Here is a 14,703-nt window from a genome sequence, read left to right as displayed (position 1 = left end):
GACATGTCAGAAGTGGAATATCGTGTCGCCGAGGAGTTCTCGAAGTGTCGTACCTGCGCACATTCGCCCCGTGGATCGTCTACGCCGTGATCCCCTCGCAGTACTGGCAGTGGTCGGCGCTCATCGCGCTCGTCATTGCGGTCGCGGGGATCGTGCCGCAACTGCGGGCCGGGCGCAGCCTGGATTCGCTCATCATCGATCTCGGATCGGCAGCGTTCTTCGCCGTGGTCACGGTGCTGGCGTTCGCCGATCCGAATACCGCGTTGCACCCCTACCTGCCCGCACTCTCCAGCGGAGTACTGGCCCTCATCGCCGGTTTCTCCCTGCTGATCCGGGTGCCGTTCACCCTGCCGATCGCCAAACAGACCACACCGCAGGAGTTCTGGGACCAGCCGCTGTTCATCCGAACGGCCTATGTGCTCACCTCGGTGTGGACGGCCAGCTTCGTGGTCGGCGCCATCGCGCTGACCGCGCTCGCCCACGGTTCATCCGGGCTCCGGACCACCGTGCAGGTGCTGGCCTTCGTCATCCCAGTCACCTTCACTCTCCGCTACGTCGCCCACGTCCAGGGCAAGGCCCGTGCCGCGCTCGGCGAGCTCGCGGACTGAGCCAGGAAGTCAGGAAACGATCATGACCGTCCCGTATCTCACCGGCAACTACGCGCCCGTGACCGAAGAGGTCACCACGCACGAACTCCCTTGTACCGGAAGCATTCCCGAGAACCTGACCGGCTGGTACCTGCGTAATGGCCCGAACCCGCATGCCGCCGCCTCCACCCACTGGTTCCTCGGTGACGGCATGCTGCACGGCGTCCGCATCGAGGGCGGGCGTGCCGTCTCCTACCGCAACCGGTGGGTGCGAACCAGCACCTTCACCGACGGTGCGACCGGCCTGGACGCCCACGGGCAGCGCGACTTCACCGCCGGTGTCGCCAACACCCACATCGTCCGCCACGCCGGGCGCACCCTCGCCCTCGTCGAATCCTCGTTCCCCTACGAATTGACCTGTGACCTGGACACTCTGGGCCCGCACGACTTCGACGGCAAGCTCACCACCGCCATGACCGCGCACCCAAAGACCTGCCCGGTCACCGGTGAACTGCACTTCTTCGGCTACGACTTCCGCGAGCCGTACCTCACCTATCACCGCGCCGACGCCTCCGGCACGCTCGAATTCAGCCGCCCCATCGACGTTCCCGCCGCCACCATGCACCACGATTTCCAGCTGACCGCGAAGCATGTCGTATTCCTCGACCTGCCGGTGGTTTTCGATCTGGAGACGGCCATGGCGGGTGGGGGCATGCCGTTCCACTGGAGTGACGACTACCAGGCGCGGCTGGGCGTGCTGCGTCGGGACGATCCGCACGGCGCGGTCCGCTGGTTCGATATCGAGCCCTGCTACATCTTCCACACCCTCAACGCGCACGACGATCAGGACCGAATCGTGTTGCACGCCATGCGCCATCCGGACATGTGGCGGACCGGCTCGGAGGGGTTCGGTGCGGGTGCGACGCTGTGGCGCTGGACCATCGATCTGACCACCGGCACCGTGCGTGAGGAGCAGCTCGACGATCGCATCGCGGAGTTCCCGCGCATCGACGACCGGCTGGCCGGACTGGATTCGCGCTTCGGCCACGTCTCTGTCGCCCGCGACGGTCACGGTGCCCTGTTGCGTTTCGACCTGCACACCGGTGCCAGTACGGCGCACGAGTTCGCCGGTGGTCGGATCCCCGCCGAGGCCGCCTTCGCCCCGGCCGACGAAAACGCCGGCGGCGACGGCTATCTCATGACCTATGTCTACGACCCGGCCACCGACCGCAGCGACCTGGTCATCCTCGACGCCACCAACCTCGCGGCCGATCCGCTCGCCACGATCCACCTGCCCACTCGCATCCCCTACGGCTTCCACGGAAACTGGCTGCCCGACAACGGCTAGGGCCTGTGTCGAATCGAGTGGAGGGTGGTACCGCCGCGCGGTGCCACCCTTCACCCGTCAGTCGATGGTCATCGGCAGGTCGAACAGTTCGAAGATCTCGGTCTGGAGGAACACGAGGATCCGCGCGATCCCGTCGGGGGCGGGGGTAAGCACGTGGAGTGCGTGAACGCGATAGGAACCATCGTCGTGCCGCATGTACAAGGCGACAGCGGGTTGGCCGTTGGCCGAGGCGGCGATCACGCGGAACAGGCCGGGTCCGGTGCGGAACGGTCGGGCGAAGAAGTCGATGATGGTGGCACGGCCGGAGAACCAGGTCGATACGGGCGGCATCTCGAGGGATGCGTCGGCCAGCAGGATTCGCTGTAAGCGCGGAATGTCGGAGTTCGCGAAGGCGGCCATGTATTCATCGAGCGCATGCTGTTGGTCGGGTTCGAGTGTGTCGCTGACGGTTTGCGCCGAGGGTGCGGCTTCCGCCAGTTTGTCCCTGGCGCGTTGCAGTAGACCGTTGGCCGCCGCGAGGCTGATGTCGAGCAGTCCGGCGACCTCCGACGCTCGAAACGCGAGTACGTCGCGCAGCAGCAGCACGGCGCGTTGCCGTGGTGGCAGATGCTGGATCGCGGCCACGAACGCCAGCCTGATGCTCTGCCGTTGTGCGACGGCGTCCGCGGGATCCTGTGGTGCTGACGTCGTGTGTAGCAGAGTGCTCGGAATCGGTTCCAGCCAGGCGATATCCAGCCGTTCGACCATCCGGTCGTCGGTCGGTTCCTGAACCGGATTGCCCAAACCGGATGGTAGCCAACGCCGGTGGCCCTTCTCGAGCTCCCGCAGCGCGGCATTGGTTGCGATCCGGTAGAGCCAATGTCGAAGTTTGGACCGGCCCTCGAAGTCGTCGAACGAGCGCCAGGCCCGCAGATACGTTTCCTGTACCGCGTCTTCCGCGTCGTGCACCGAGCCGAGCATGCGATAGCAGTGCACAAGCAACTCCCGGCGATACGGCGCGAACAGAATCGCGAATTCCTCGCTATCGATCGGCATGGCCACGCTCGCTTCCGGACAGGACTCTCCACGGCTCGAATTCCGTGCCCGCGGTGAGTTTTCGGGATCGCTCGGATCACTACAGCGGACACCGTATCGAGCGTGTCAATGGGTACAGAACGAACTGGAGACGACAATGCGTAAGGTCATCGCGGCTTTCAAGATTTCGGCCGACGGGAAGTACGGCGGGCCGGACGGATACGCGGACTGGGTCGAGAGCTGGCCGGAGGACTTCGGTTCGTGGCTGACGACGCAGATCGACGCGTGTGTGCTCGGTGCGGAGTTCTATCCGATGTACGAGCAGTACTGGTCGCGGGTCGAGGCCGCGCCCAACGAGATTCACCCGTTCAGTGGGCGGGTGCCGACGGCAGCTGATGTCGAATGGTCCGGGTTCGCGGCGAAGACCACCCATTACGTGGTGTCACGCACGCTGGATTCGGTGGCGTGGCCGAACACCCGAATCCTGACGGACCTGGACGCGGTGGCGGCGATGAAGCGGGAACAGGGCAAGGACATCTACCTGATCGGCGGCCCGTCGATCGTGGGCGCCGCCCTCGACGCGGGTCTGGTGGACGAGTTGCGCCTGATCGTCTATCCCTTGATCGTGGGAGAGGGCAAGGCGTTGTTCTCGTCCGCGACGCGACACACGATGGAGCTGAACAAGGTCGAGCAGTTGCCTGATGGTCGGTTGAGCCTCGTGTACGGAATCAGGCGATGACGGAGTTCCTTCGCGACTTCGACACCGGCCTCAGCGAGTTCGCAGGGCCAGTCCCGGATTCTCCTTCAGCACGGTGTCGATCGGCTGGGAGGTGAGGATGTCGCTCGGCACGCACTGATGGTTCTTGCTGGTGCCGCCGCTGATCAGGCCGAGCGCCTTGGTGCCGCTGAGCACCGACCCGCCGCTGTCGCCCTGCACACTGCAGGTGGTGACGGTGAAGAAGCCTTCGACGGTGACCTTGCGGTCGGTGCCGGGCAGTCCGCCCTCCTCGAAGGTCTGATCGACCAGATCGACGGTGCCGCAGGTGTATCCGGTGATGGCGCCGGATTTGCAGGCGGGCATCCCGGTGACGGGCACGGCAACGCCGTCGATGGCGATCGTCTCGGCGGCAGCCGCGGCCGAGAGTGCGGCACTGAACGCGGGGAGGCCGCCGCTGCTGCCCGATGCCAGTCGGTCGGCAGCGGCGGCCGAGCCGCCCCCGGCCGGTGCCGCCGGGGAGGGCGTGGCCTGCTCGGCGGGACCGCCGATGACCCGGTTGTTACGGAACCGGGCGGCTTGATCGGTGTTGATCCGCAGGATCGAGTAGTCGTGCGGCCCGAACGTGGAGCTCGCGAAGTATCCGAGTTCGTCGCCGAGACCGTCCTCGCTGTAGTCGTAGATCTTGTGCGGCTCCGCGGTTTTCGCGGCGGGATCGACCAGATTGTTGGGATCGCAGTGCCCGGCGGTGATGGCGACATCGTGACCGTCGGCATCGACGGCGTTGAACCCGAGCGAGCATTTCGCGAACCGGGTCGCGTCGAAGGCGATCCGGAACGGCTGACCGCCCAGATACGGCTCCCCGGGGGCCGCGATCGTGATCGGCACCTCGGGATCGTCGGTCGGGGGAGCGGTCCGCGGCGGATCCACCACGACCAGTTCCACCGCACCGAGTTCGGCGGGCGGCCGGGTGCTCCCGCTGGTGTAGAGGACAACGGTATTGCGTCCGATATCGACCGCGTCCCCGTGGAAGGTCTGGGCGGCCTCGTGCGGCTGGGTGCCGATCCAACGCCGGATCGCGCCCCGCCGCTGCTGTAGCCCCGCGACGCTCGTCCCGACCCGGATCACCTCGAATCCGGCTTCCTGGACCGCCTTCGTGGCGGCCTCGAGGCTGGTGCCGTCGCTCAAGGCCACCAGCGCCCGGGCCCCGTCCATCCGGACCCCGGCGAACACCATGGGATATGCGGCGCGCGCGACCTTCTCGAAGGCGGCCAGCCGTTGCGCGGTAGCGGCTCGTGCCAGGTATTCCTGCATGTCGATGTGCAGATCCCGGCGGACCGCGGTGGCCAGGTCGGTGGGTGCCGGCTCCGGGCGGGTGGGCGTCGCCCCCGAATCACCGGGTGCCGCAGCCGATATCGGTACGGCGCTGAGCAGTGCGGCGCAGACGAGCACCGGAACGACAGTGGTCCGACCCATGCGCCACTCCCAGCCTGAGATGGTCCGCGGATACCGATTCCGAACTGGTGTTATGCCGAAGTGGAATGGTATGTCACATCGGTCGTCAACCGGATGAAACGGACTACCGGCATGTCGCGAGCGACCTAGGCGTCGATGGCGCAGTCCCCGGCGGCCGCGCAGACACAGGCTTGAACCTGTTCCCCGGCTTGGTGTTCCAGGCCGGTGCGCAGGTCGCGGACGTGCCCCTCGGTCACGGTGACGACGCAGGTCCGGCAGATGCCGACCCGGCAACCGGCGGAGAGATCGACGCCCATGCTCTCGCCGGCCTCCAGGACGGTGGTAGCGCCATCGGTGTCGATCGTGTGCCCGGTGCGGGCGAAGGTCACGGTGCCGCCTTCGCCGATCTCCGCACGCTCCAACTCGAATCGTTCGGTGCGCAGGCGACTGTCGATACCCGCTGCCGCCCAGTGGTTTTCGATATCGGAGAGCATGTCGAGGGGTCCGCACGCCCAGGTCTCGCGGTCGCGCCAATCGGGCTGGAGGCGATCGAGGTCGGCCAGGTCGAACCGGCCCCACTGGTCGGTGAGATGCAGGTACGCGGTGAAGCCGGGGTGCTGCTGATCGAGCTCGGACAGCTCCTCGGCGAACACCACGTCGGCGGCGGTGCGCGCCGAATGAATATGGACGACATCGGAGATGGTCTCGCGGCGGCGCATGGTGCGCAGCATGCCCATGATCGGCGTGACGCCGCTGCCCGCGGTCAGGAACAGCAGCTTGGCGGGCGGCGGCTCCGGCAGCACGAAGCCGCCCTGGGGCGCGGCCAGTCGCACGATGGTGCCCGGCGGGACGCCGTTGACCAGATGCCCGGACAGGAAACCCTCGGGCATGGCCTTGACCGTGACGGAGACCAGCCGTTCACTCCGGCGTGCCGGATCGATCCAGCCGGGCGGACTGGTCAGCGAGTAGGACCGCCAATGCCAGCGGCCGTCGACGCGAATACCGATCCCGATGTACTGGCCGGGTGTGAAGGCGAAGTCGAAACCCCAGCCCGGCTTGATCACCAGGGTCGCGGAGTCCGCGGTCTCGGTGCGTACCTCGACGATTCGGCCCCGCAGCTCCCGCGCCGACCACAGCGGATTCACCAACTGCAGATAGTCGTCGGGCAGCAGGGGAGTGGTGAAGCGCGCGGCAATTCCGCGCATCGTGGTGAGCCGGGTCGGCCCGGCAACGGTGTGAACCATGCGAATGTTCCTTGTCTGTCGGCGTATTCGCGTCAGCTGACGGCCACGAGGTGGCGGCCGGTCACCCGGCGTCGCCCCTCGCGCAGGGCCGTGCGCAGCCCGCGACGGCGGCCCGTCATCGGATCGATGGACGGCCGCCCGCCCACGGCACGCTCGGATTTGGTCTCGGGTGCGTCATCGCTGCCGCGGCGCAGCAGCGCGTTCGGCAGCGAGAGCTTCATGATGGTGCGCCAGGCCTTGCCGTACTGCACGGGCAGCGGACCGGTGGTGTACGGCAGATCGTATTTGTCGCACAGTTTCCGGACCCGCACGGAGGCTTCGGCATAACGGTTGCTCGGCAGATCCGGGAACAGATGATGTTCGATGTGGTAGGAGAGATTCCCGGTCATGAAATGCATGACCGGACCGCCACTGATATTGGCCCCGCCCAGGATCTGACGCAGATACCACTCGCCTTGCGTCTCGTTGTCGGCATCGAATTTGGTGAACTTCTCCGCGCCGTCGGGGAAGTGGCCGCTGAAGATGACGGTATTCGTCCACACATTGCGCACGATGTTCGCCGCGAAATTCGCGGTCAGTGTGCTGAGGAACGCCGGTCCGGTGAGCAGTGGGAAGAGCACATAGTCCTTCGCGATCTGCTTGCCCGCCTTCTTCAGTACCTTCCGCTTGTCCCGATCGAACTGCTCGCGTTCGGGTCCGTTCTTGGGCAACCGCCCGGTGAAGATCCGGCCCAACTGCAGATGCTGCGTCGCTACACCCCACTCGAAGAGCAACTGCAACAGCACGTTGTACACCGGTTGCCCCAGGTGGAACGGCTTCCAGCGCTGGTCGCGGGTCACCCGCAGCACGTCGTAGCCGATATCCCGGTCCATACCGAGCACATTGGTGTACTTGTGATGCAGATAGTTGTGCGTGATCTTCCAGTGCTCGGCCGGATCGGCGATATCCCACTCCCATTTGGTCGAGTGGATCTCGGGATCGTTCATCCAATCCCATTGGCCGTGCATGACATTGTGGCCGATCTCCATATTCTCGATGATCTTCGCGGTACCCAGCAGTGCCACGCCCGCCAGCCACGCGGGTGGCAGGAAGCTCGCGAAAAGCACGGTCCGCCCGCTGATCTCGAGTGCCCGCTGCAGGCGGATCACCTTCCGGATATAGGCCGCATCGCGTTCGCCCAATGATTCGCGAATCTCCCGTTGAATCGCATCCAGTTCGACGCCGATCGCCACTACATCCGAATCACTGAGATGCGCATATTCTTTGACATCCGATATCGCCATAGCGGTTACGGTACCGAAGGTTACGGTCCCGTAGGTTCGGTCAAGCGCGATTTCGGCTGTGGCCTTGAACTCATGACATATGTCCCGGGCTGACCGTGGCAGTGGACGGTGTGTCGCACTGGTGGATCCAGCGGCGTGTTTCGAAGTGCTGCGTGACGATGAAAACTGCGTTAACGACCCAACCCGCGCGCACCGGTGTGGTTTCATGTGATGCAACAGCGATTCACGTAAGAAGACACGGCCGAAGTTGAGGTAGCGCACCATGACCCGCAGTACGGAGTTCCTGATCATCGGAGGGGGACTGGAGGGCCTGGCCATCGCGTGGTCGCTGGCCGAGCGCGGGGCGACCGATGTGGTTGTGCTGGAACGCAATACGCTCTGCTCCGGCATGACCGGCAAGTCCAGTGGCGTGGTGCGCTGCCACTACGGCGTCCCCGCGCTGGCGGCCATGTCGTGGTGGTCGGTGCCGTTCTTCGAGAACGCCCGCGAGATCCTCGGCGACGATCTCGGCTTCCGGCAGTGCGGCTACGTGGTCGGCGTCGGCACGGACAATGTGGACCCGCTGAAGGCGAATGTGGCCATGCAGCAGGAACTGGGGATCGCGGTCGAATTCATCGGCACGAGCGAGATGGCCGAACTGTGGCCGGGCCTGCGCCTGGACGACTTCGCGGCCTTCGCCTACGAACCCCGCGGCGGGCGCGGCGAAGCCTATTTGACCGGAATGGCATTCGGGGCGGCCGCGCGGGAACGCGGAGTCCGCATCCGGCAGCAGGCCGAGGTCGTGGAGCTGCTCGAACGGTCCGGCCGAGTCATCGGCGCACGCCTCGCGGACGGGACCGAACTACACGCGGGCACTGTAGTGCTCGCGGCCGGTCCATGGACGCCCGCCCTCACCGCCCCGATCGGGGTCGATGTGCCGGTGAAAGCCCAACGCGCCCAATTGATCCTGGTCGATCAGGGCACGCCGCTGGCCCCCGTGCCGGTGCTCTCGGACCTCGCGAGCCTGCAATACCTGTGCCGCGAACCCAATGGTGAACTGCTGGCGGGCAACAGCGATCACGCGATCCCCGAATATGTCGACCCCGACGACTTCGTGAACCGGGCCGATGATTCCGCGGTCGAGAAGGTGATCGCGCGGCTCGGGCATCGGCTGCCGGAGATGCCCGACCCGCGCGTCACCGGCAGCTACGTCGGCGCGTATGACGTGACGCCGGACTACAACCCGATCATCGGCCCGGCCCCGATCCCGGGCCTGTTCCTGGCGGCCGGGTTCTCCGGCCACGGTTTCAAGATCTCCCCGGCGGTCGGCCGACTCGCGGCGGATCTGCTGCTGGACGGCCGCACCGACCTCCCGCACGTGGACGCCGCCGACTTCCGCTACGCACGCTTCGCCGAAGGCCGCCCGCTGCTGAGCCCGCACCCGTACGCCGGTGCAGGCGAAATGCGCTGACCCCGAACCACATCCGATCCACCCCGCAGTTCCAGGAGCCGAGATGGCGATAGACGCCGCGACCGTTACCCCGATCACCACCCACCGCACCCTGTCCGAGCAGGCCCGCGCCACCGAGACCAGCTTCATCCTGGCCGTTTTCACCACCCTGTCCGGAAAGCCCTGCGCCAAGCTGGTTCCGGTGCAGGCCGTCGACCAGTTGGCCGAGGACGGCGTGGGTTTCGCGGGATACGCGGCCGGCATGATCGGCCAGCAACCGCGCGACCCGGACCTCATCGCGATCCCGGATCCGGAGACCTTCACCCCGATCCCGTTCGTGCGTCCGGGCCTGGCCATGGTGCATTGCACGCCGCACGTCGAGGGCAAGCCGTGGCCGTTCGCGCCGCGAGTCATCCTGCAGCGCACCCTCGCCCGCGCCGCCGAACGCGGCTACACCGTGAATGTCGGCGCGGAGATCGAATACTTTCTGGTGGACCGGACCCCGCAGGGCTTGGCCCCGGCCGACACCGCCGACGTGAGCCTGCAACCCTGCTATGACGCCCGCGACGTGACCCGCATGTACGACCACCTCGCCGAGGTGTCGACGGCGATGAACGCGCTGGGCTGGGGCAACTACGCCAGCGACCACGAGGACGGCAACGGCCAGTTCGAGCAGAACTTCGACTATGCGGACGCGCTCACCACCGCCGACCGGGTGATCACCGCCCGCTATCTACTGTCGGTGATCGCCGAGAAGCGCGGCATGAAGGCCACTTTCATGCCCAAGCCGTTCACCGACCGCACCGGCACCGGGATGCACCTGCACCTGTCGCTGTGGGCGGGGGACCGGCCGCTGTTCCCCGACGGGGCCGACCCGCGCGGCCTGGGTCTGTCGCCGACCGCCTACGGCTTCCTGGCCGGAATGCTCGAGCACGCCTGCGGTCTGCAGGGGGTGATCGCGCCGACCGTCAACTCCTACAAGCGAACCGGCGCGACCAGCACCGCCAGCGGCGCGACCTGGTCGCCGCGCTACGCCACCTACGGCGGCAACGACCGCACCCACTACCTGCGGGTCCCGGACTCGCACCGGGTGGAGTTGCGTGGCGCGGACGGTTCGGCGAATCCGTATCTGGCCGTCGCCGGGGCGGTCGCGGCCGGGCTCGACGGCATCGACCGGGCGCTGGATCCCGGTGCGCCGGGGGAGCGGCGCGGCGACATGCTGCCGATGACCCTGGTGCACGCCATGGACGCGCTGGCCGCCGACCCGATCGTCAGCGCGGCCCTCGACATCGCCGGTCCCGGCGTCGCCGACTACTTCGTGGAACGCAAGCGCGAGGAATTCTTCGCCTGGCACAACACGGTTTCCGACTGGGAGATCCAGCAGTACCTCACGGCCTTCTGAGCCACTACTTCCCAAGGATTGGAGGACACCATGTGCGGCATCGTCGGCCTGCACCTGCGCGACCCTGCGCTGTACCCGCGCCTGGGCGAACTGCTCACCGGCATGCTGGACCAGATGTGCGACCGCGGACCGGATTCGGCCGGGATGGCGGTCTACGGCGACCCGGTGTGGTCGCCGCCCGGCACCGCCACGGTTTCACTGCTGGACTGCCCGCTGCCGGCGGACGAACTCGCCGAAAGACTCACCGCCACACTGGGAATCGCGGTGACCGCACTGGATCTCGCGCCCACCGTGGTGCTCAATGCTCCGGTGGCGTCGCAAGATCTGGTGGCGGCGGTGCGTGCCGTCGCGCCCGGAGCCCGCGTGATCGGCTTCGGCTCGGATCTGACCGTGCTCAAGGGAGTCGGCAATCCCACCGAACTCGCACACGCCTTCGGCCTCCCCGCCGCGCAGGGCTGGCAGGGTGTCGCGCACACCCGGATGGCCACCGAGTCCGCCGTCACCGCCGAAGGCTCGCATCCCTTCTCGGTGGGCGAGGGCCAATGCCTCGTGCACAACGGCTCGTTCAGCAACCACATGAGCATCAAGCACGAATTGCAGCGGCGCGGCGTCGAATTCGACAGCGAGAACGACACCGAGGTGGGCGCGCGCTTCGTCGCCGACCAGCTGGCCCGCGGCGCGGACCTGGAGAAGGCGCTGCTGCTGGTGAACGAGACCTTCGACGGTTTCTACACCCTGCTGGTCTCCACCGCCGACTCCTTCGCGGTGGTGCGCGACCCGATCGCGTGCAAACCGGCCGTCATCGCCGAGACCGACCGCTGGGTCGCCATGGCCTCGGAATACCGGGCCCTGGCGGGCCTGCCGGGCATCGAGACGGCCCGAATCTTCGAACCGGAACCGGAAGAGGTGTACCTATGGCGGCGATCGTGACCGAGCGCGTCCAACTCGACGCGGCCGCATCCGGCACGCGCGCGGTCAATGCCGCGCTCGGCGCGCCGGACGCCCCGGCGGCGGTGACCATCACCGACCCGCGCGGCGCGCACGCGCTGGCCTGCGGGCTGGACCGGGATCTCGACGTGGTCATCGAGGGGCACGTCGGCTACTACTGCGCCGGAATGAACCAGCACGCGAACGTCACCGTGCACGGCAACGCCGGAGTCGGCGTGGCGGAGAACATGATGTCGGGCACGGTCCGGGTGTGCGGCGACGCGTCGCAGTCCGCGGGCGCGACCGCGCACGGCGGACTGCTGGTGATCGAGGGCAATGCCGGTGCGCGCTGCGGCATCTCGATGAAGGGTGTCGACATCGTGGTGGGCGGCAATATCGGCCACATGAGCGCCTTCATGGGGCAGGCCGGGCGGCTGGTGGTGCTCGGCGATGCCGGTGAGGCCCTGGGTGATTCGCTCTACGAGGCCCGGATCTACGTGCGCGGCACGGTGGCGTCGCTGGGCGCGGACTGCGTCCGCAAACCCATGCGCGAGGAACACCTCGCCGAACTGCGGGAGCTGTTGTCGCTGGCCGGATTCGACGCCGACCCGGCGGATTTCACCCGCTACGGCTCGGCCCGGCAGCTCTACCACTTCCACGTCGACAATGCCGCCGCGTACTGAATTGCCGCCGCGTACTGACCGCAGGAGCGCTTCCCATGACTGATCTACCGACCCATCAACCGCCGCTGCGGGAATCGGCGACCTTCGACCGCCGCGTCATCGCCGAGATCCAGCGGGCCGCCGAGACCGGCATCTACGACATCCGCGGCTGGGGTGCGAAACGCCCGCTGCCGCACTTCGACGACCTGCTCTTCCTGGGCGCATCCATGTCCCGCTACCCCCTCGAGGGCTACCGCGAGCGCTGCGACACCGATGTGGTGCTCGGTGACCGGTACGCGAAACACCCACTGCACCTGGATATCCCGATCACCATCGCGGGCATGAGCTTCGGTGCGCTGTCGGGTCAGGCCAAGGAGGCGCTGGGCCGGGGCGCGAGCGCGGTCGGCACCTCCACCACCACCGGCGACGGCGGCATGACGCCCGAAGAACGCGGGCAGTCCAAACACCTGGTCTACCAGTACCTTCCGTCCCGGTACGGCATGAACCCGGCCGATCTACGACAGGCCGACGCCATCGAGATCGTGCTGGGTCAGGGCGCCAAGCCCGGCGGCGGTGGAATGTTGCTCGGGCAGAAGATCAATGAGCGGGTGGCCGGGATGCGCACGCTGCCGCAGGGCATCGACCAGCGCAGTGCCTGCCGCCACCCGGACTGGACCGGGCCCGACGATCTGGCCATCAAAATCCTGGAACTACGCGAGATCACGCACTGGGAGAAGCCGATCTACATCAAGGTCGGCGCCACCCGCACCTATTACGACGTGAAACTCGCGGTCAAGGCGGGCGCAGACGTCGTGGTGGTGGACGGCATGCAGGGCGGGACCGCCGCCACCCAGGACGTGTTCATCGAACACGTCGGCATCCCCACCCTGGCCGCGATCCCGCAGGCCGCGCGGGCGCTGCAAGAGCTGGGCGTACACCGCAAGGTGCAGTTGATCGTGTCCGGCGGCATCCGCAGCGGAGCCGACGTGGCCAAGGCCATGGCACTGGGCGCGGACGCGGTGGCCATCGGCACCGCCGCACTGATCGCGTTGGGCGACAACCATCCTCGCTTCGCCGCCCAGTACGCGGCCCTGGGCTCGGCGGCCGGTTACTACGACGACTTCCAGGACGGTCGCGATCCGGCCGGAATCACCACCCAGGATCCGGGCCTGGCCGCCCGTCTGGACCCGATCGAGGGCGGCCGCCGGCTGGCCAACTATCTGCGGGTGCTCACCATGGAGGCGCAAACCCTGGCCCGCGCCTGCGGCAAGTCTCATCTGCGCAACCTCGAACCCGAGGATCTGGTGGCCCTCACTATCGAGGCGGCCGCGATGGCACGGGTGCCGTTGGCGGGCACCGGCTGGATCCCCGGAGCGGTCGCATGAGTACCCAAGCAGCCACGGCCGCACCGATATTCGATCCACTGTGGGCGGAGATCGAAGCGGTCGGCCGCGACGGCGGCACCGGTGGTTACCGCCGCTACGCCTGGTCGGACGCTGATCTCACCCTGCGCGAATGGTTCCGGGGCTGCGCGGCGGCCCGCTCGATGGATGTCGAGGAGGACCGCAACGGCAATCTGTGGGCCTGGTGGCTGCCGCACGACTGGGTGGGAGATCCCAAGGGCGCGTTCGTCACCGGATCCCACCTCGATTCCGTCCCCGACGGCGGCGCGTTCGACGGCCCGCTCGGGATCGTATCGGCGTTCACCGCGGTCGACCTGGTGCGCGCGAGCGGCATTCGACCCGCGATACCGATTGCGGTGGTGGCCTTCTCGGACGAAGAGGGCGCACGGTTCGGCGTCGCCTGCATCGGATCCCAGCTCAGCACCGGCGCACTCGCCCCGGAACGCGCGCTGGGACTGCGCGGCCAGGACGGAATCACCTTGGCCGAGGCCCTGATTCGTGCGGGACGCGACCCCGACGCCCTGGGCCCCGACCACACCCTGGCCGACCGGGTCGGCGTCTTCGTGGAGCTGCATGTCGAACAGGGCCGCGCCCTCGACGTGGTGGATCGCCCCTTGGCGGTGGCCTCGGCCATCTGGCCGCACGGCCGCTGGGAATTCGACTTCACCGGCGAGGCCAATCACGCCGGGGCCACCCGGCTGGTGGACCGCCACGACCCGATGCTGCCGTTCGCGTCCACCGTCCACACGGCCCGGGCCGAGGCGGTGGCGCTGGCGGCCGTGGCCACCTTCGGCAAGGTACTGGTCTCACCCAACGGCACCAACGCGATTCCGTCGCGGGTGCGCGCCTGGTTGGACGCCCGCGCCGCCGACCAGCCCACGCTGGAGGCGCTGGTGGACCGGATCGCGACGGCCGCGCGATCGCATGCCGGAGCCGAGGGCGTCGGGTTGGCCGTGCACACCGAATCCGTCACGCCCATCGTCGATTTCGCGCCGGAACCCCGCGCCCGGCTGGCCGCCGCACTCGCGCACCTCGGCGAGATCCCGGTGCTGCCCACCCAGGCCGGGCACGACGCGGGCATCCTGTCCGACCGGGTGCCGACCGCGATGCTGTTCGTGCGCAACCCCACTGGGGTCTCGCACTCACCCGCCGAACACGCCGACGCGGCGGACTGTCACGTGGGCGCGGCCGCGCTCGCCGATGTCATGACGGCCTGGGTCACCACGACCTGAGC

At 67.6% G+C, this 14,703-nt stretch carries 13 protein-coding genes; 9 read left to right on the top strand and 4 right to left on the bottom strand.

Features of this window, described 5'->3' with window-relative positions; all coding sequences use genetic code 11:
- Nucleotides 1-44: 44 nt before the first annotated feature.
- Together ACFXHA_RS32400 and ACFXHA_RS32395 are read left to right on the top strand one after the other, a co-directional pair.
- Nucleotides 45-608, top strand: coding sequence for a hypothetical protein (locus tag ACFXHA_RS32400; protein WP_379362854.1), 564 nt, complete (start codon nt 45-47; stop codon nt 606-608).
- Between the two features lie 22 nt (nt 609-630).
- Entirely contained in the window at nt 631-1,935 is a 1,305-nt protein-coding gene (locus tag ACFXHA_RS32395) for a carotenoid oxygenase family protein (RefSeq protein ID WP_379362852.1), read from the top strand.
- A 57-nt stretch (nt 1,936-1,992) separates the two neighbouring features.
- Here ACFXHA_RS32395 and ACFXHA_RS32390 read toward each other — a convergent pair whose 3' ends face one another.
- A complete protein-coding gene (locus ACFXHA_RS32390; protein WP_379362850.1) occupies nt 1,993-2,970 on the bottom strand; it encodes a sigma-70 family RNA polymerase sigma factor in 978 nt (325 codons plus the stop codon).
- 136 nt (nt 2,971-3,106) lie between these two features.
- Between ACFXHA_RS32390 and ACFXHA_RS32385 the strand changes: the two genes are divergently transcribed.
- Nucleotides 3,107-3,688, top strand: coding sequence for a dihydrofolate reductase family protein (locus ACFXHA_RS32385; RefSeq protein WP_379362848.1), 582 nt, complete (start codon nt 3,107-3,109; stop codon nt 3,686-3,688).
- 30 nt (nt 3,689-3,718) lie between these two features.
- Here the strand turns inward: ACFXHA_RS32385 and ACFXHA_RS32380 are convergent, their stop codons facing one another.
- From ACFXHA_RS32380 to ACFXHA_RS32370, 3 genes are all read right to left on the bottom strand, one after another.
- Entirely contained in the window at nt 3,719-5,140 is a 1,422-nt protein-coding gene (locus ACFXHA_RS32380) for a S1 family peptidase (protein ID WP_379362847.1), read from the bottom strand.
- Nucleotides 5,141-5,265: 125 nt separating this feature from the next.
- Nucleotides 5,266-6,363: a ferredoxin reductase gene (locus ACFXHA_RS32375; protein ID WP_379362846.1), complete on the bottom strand. Its 1,098-nt coding sequence runs from the start codon at nt 6,361-6,363 to the stop codon at nt 5,266-5,268.
- 32 nt (nt 6,364-6,395) lie between these two features.
- Nucleotides 6,396-7,646 (bottom strand): fatty acid desaturase family protein, encoded by a 1,251-nt coding sequence (locus ACFXHA_RS32370; protein WP_379362844.1) that lies wholly within the window; start codon nt 7,644-7,646, stop codon nt 6,396-6,398.
- Between the two features lie 262 nt (nt 7,647-7,908).
- Between ACFXHA_RS32370 and ACFXHA_RS32365 the strand changes: the two genes are divergently transcribed.
- From ACFXHA_RS32365 to ACFXHA_RS32340, 6 genes are read left to right on the top strand one after another with little or no spacing between them, the layout of a single operon-like run.
- Nucleotides 7,909-9,096: an NAD(P)/FAD-dependent oxidoreductase gene (locus tag ACFXHA_RS32365; RefSeq protein WP_379362843.1), complete on the top strand. Its 1,188-nt coding sequence runs from the start codon at nt 7,909-7,911 to the stop codon at nt 9,094-9,096.
- A 43-nt stretch (nt 9,097-9,139) separates the two neighbouring features.
- On the top strand, nt 9,140-10,477 hold the full coding sequence (gene glnT, locus ACFXHA_RS32360) for a type III glutamate--ammonia ligase (RefSeq protein ID WP_379362841.1): 1,338 nt from the start codon (nt 9,140-9,142) through the stop codon (nt 10,475-10,477).
- Nucleotides 10,478-10,507: 30 nt separating this feature from the next.
- On the top strand, nt 10,508-11,407 hold the full coding sequence (locus ACFXHA_RS32355; RefSeq protein ID WP_379362839.1) for a glutamine amidotransferase family protein: 900 nt from the start codon (nt 10,508-10,510) through the stop codon (nt 11,405-11,407).
- Entirely contained in the window at nt 11,392-12,087 is a 696-nt protein-coding gene (locus ACFXHA_RS32350; protein WP_379362837.1) for a protein glxC, read from the top strand. The genes ACFXHA_RS32355 and ACFXHA_RS32350 overlap by 16 nt, the downstream gene beginning before the upstream one ends.
- A 35-nt stretch (nt 12,088-12,122) precedes the next feature.
- A complete protein-coding gene (locus tag ACFXHA_RS32345) occupies nt 12,123-13,451 on the top strand; it encodes an FMN-binding glutamate synthase family protein (RefSeq protein WP_379362836.1) in 1,329 nt (442 codons plus the stop codon).
- Nucleotides 13,448-14,701, top strand: a complete 1,254-nt coding sequence (locus ACFXHA_RS32340) for an allantoate amidohydrolase (protein WP_379362834.1) — start codon at nt 13,448-13,450, stop codon at nt 14,699-14,701. The genes ACFXHA_RS32345 and ACFXHA_RS32340 overlap by 4 nt, the downstream gene beginning before the upstream one ends.
- Nucleotides 14,702-14,703 lie beyond the last annotated feature (2 nt).

This window comes from Nocardia sp. NPDC059240 (assembly GCF_042753865.1).
Classification (GTDB): domain Bacteria; phylum Actinomycetota; class Actinomycetes; order Mycobacteriales; family Mycobacteriaceae; genus Nocardia.
Note: the sequence above shows the minus strand (reverse complement) of the source record. Positions and strands in the feature narration are given on the sequence as shown.

What these genes read in the sequence shown, in the direction of transcription:
- ACFXHA_RS32365 (WP_379362843.1), top strand. Translation starts at nt 7,909, where the DNA reads ATGACCCGCAGTACGGAGTTCCTGATCATCGGAGGGGGACTGGAGGGC.
- ACFXHA_RS32345 (WP_379362836.1), top strand. Translation starts at nt 12,123, where the DNA reads ATGACTGATCTACCGACCCATCAACCGCCGCTGCGGGAATCGGCGACC.
- glnT (WP_379362841.1), top strand. Translation starts at nt 9,140, where the DNA reads ATGGCGATAGACGCCGCGACCGTTACCCCGATCACCACCCACCGCACC.
- ACFXHA_RS32370 (WP_379362844.1), bottom strand. Translation starts at nt 7,646, where the DNA reads ATGGCGATATCGGATGTCAAAGAATATGCGCATCTCAGTGATTCGGAT.
- ACFXHA_RS32350 (WP_379362837.1), top strand. Translation starts at nt 11,392, where the DNA reads ATGGCGGCGATCGTGACCGAGCGCGTCCAACTCGACGCGGCCGCATCC.
- ACFXHA_RS32375 (WP_379362846.1), bottom strand. Translation starts at nt 6,363, where the DNA reads ATGGTTCACACCGTTGCCGGGCCGACCCGGCTCACCACGATGCGCGGA.
- ACFXHA_RS32385 (WP_379362848.1), top strand. Translation starts at nt 3,107, where the DNA reads ATGCGTAAGGTCATCGCGGCTTTCAAGATTTCGGCCGACGGGAAGTAC.
- ACFXHA_RS32395 (WP_379362852.1), top strand. Translation starts at nt 631, where the DNA reads ATGACCGTCCCGTATCTCACCGGCAACTACGCGCCCGTGACCGAAGAG.
- ACFXHA_RS32355 (WP_379362839.1), top strand. Translation starts at nt 10,508, where the DNA reads ATGTGCGGCATCGTCGGCCTGCACCTGCGCGACCCTGCGCTGTACCCG.
- ACFXHA_RS32380 (WP_379362847.1), bottom strand. Translation starts at nt 5,140, where the DNA reads ATGGGTCGGACCACTGTCGTTCCGGTGCTCGTCTGCGCCGCACTGCTC.
- ACFXHA_RS32340 (WP_379362834.1), top strand. Translation starts at nt 13,448, where the DNA reads ATGAGTACCCAAGCAGCCACGGCCGCACCGATATTCGATCCACTGTGG.
- ACFXHA_RS32390 (WP_379362850.1), bottom strand. Translation starts at nt 2,970, where the DNA reads ATGCCGATCGATAGCGAGGAATTCGCGATTCTGTTCGCGCCGTATCGC.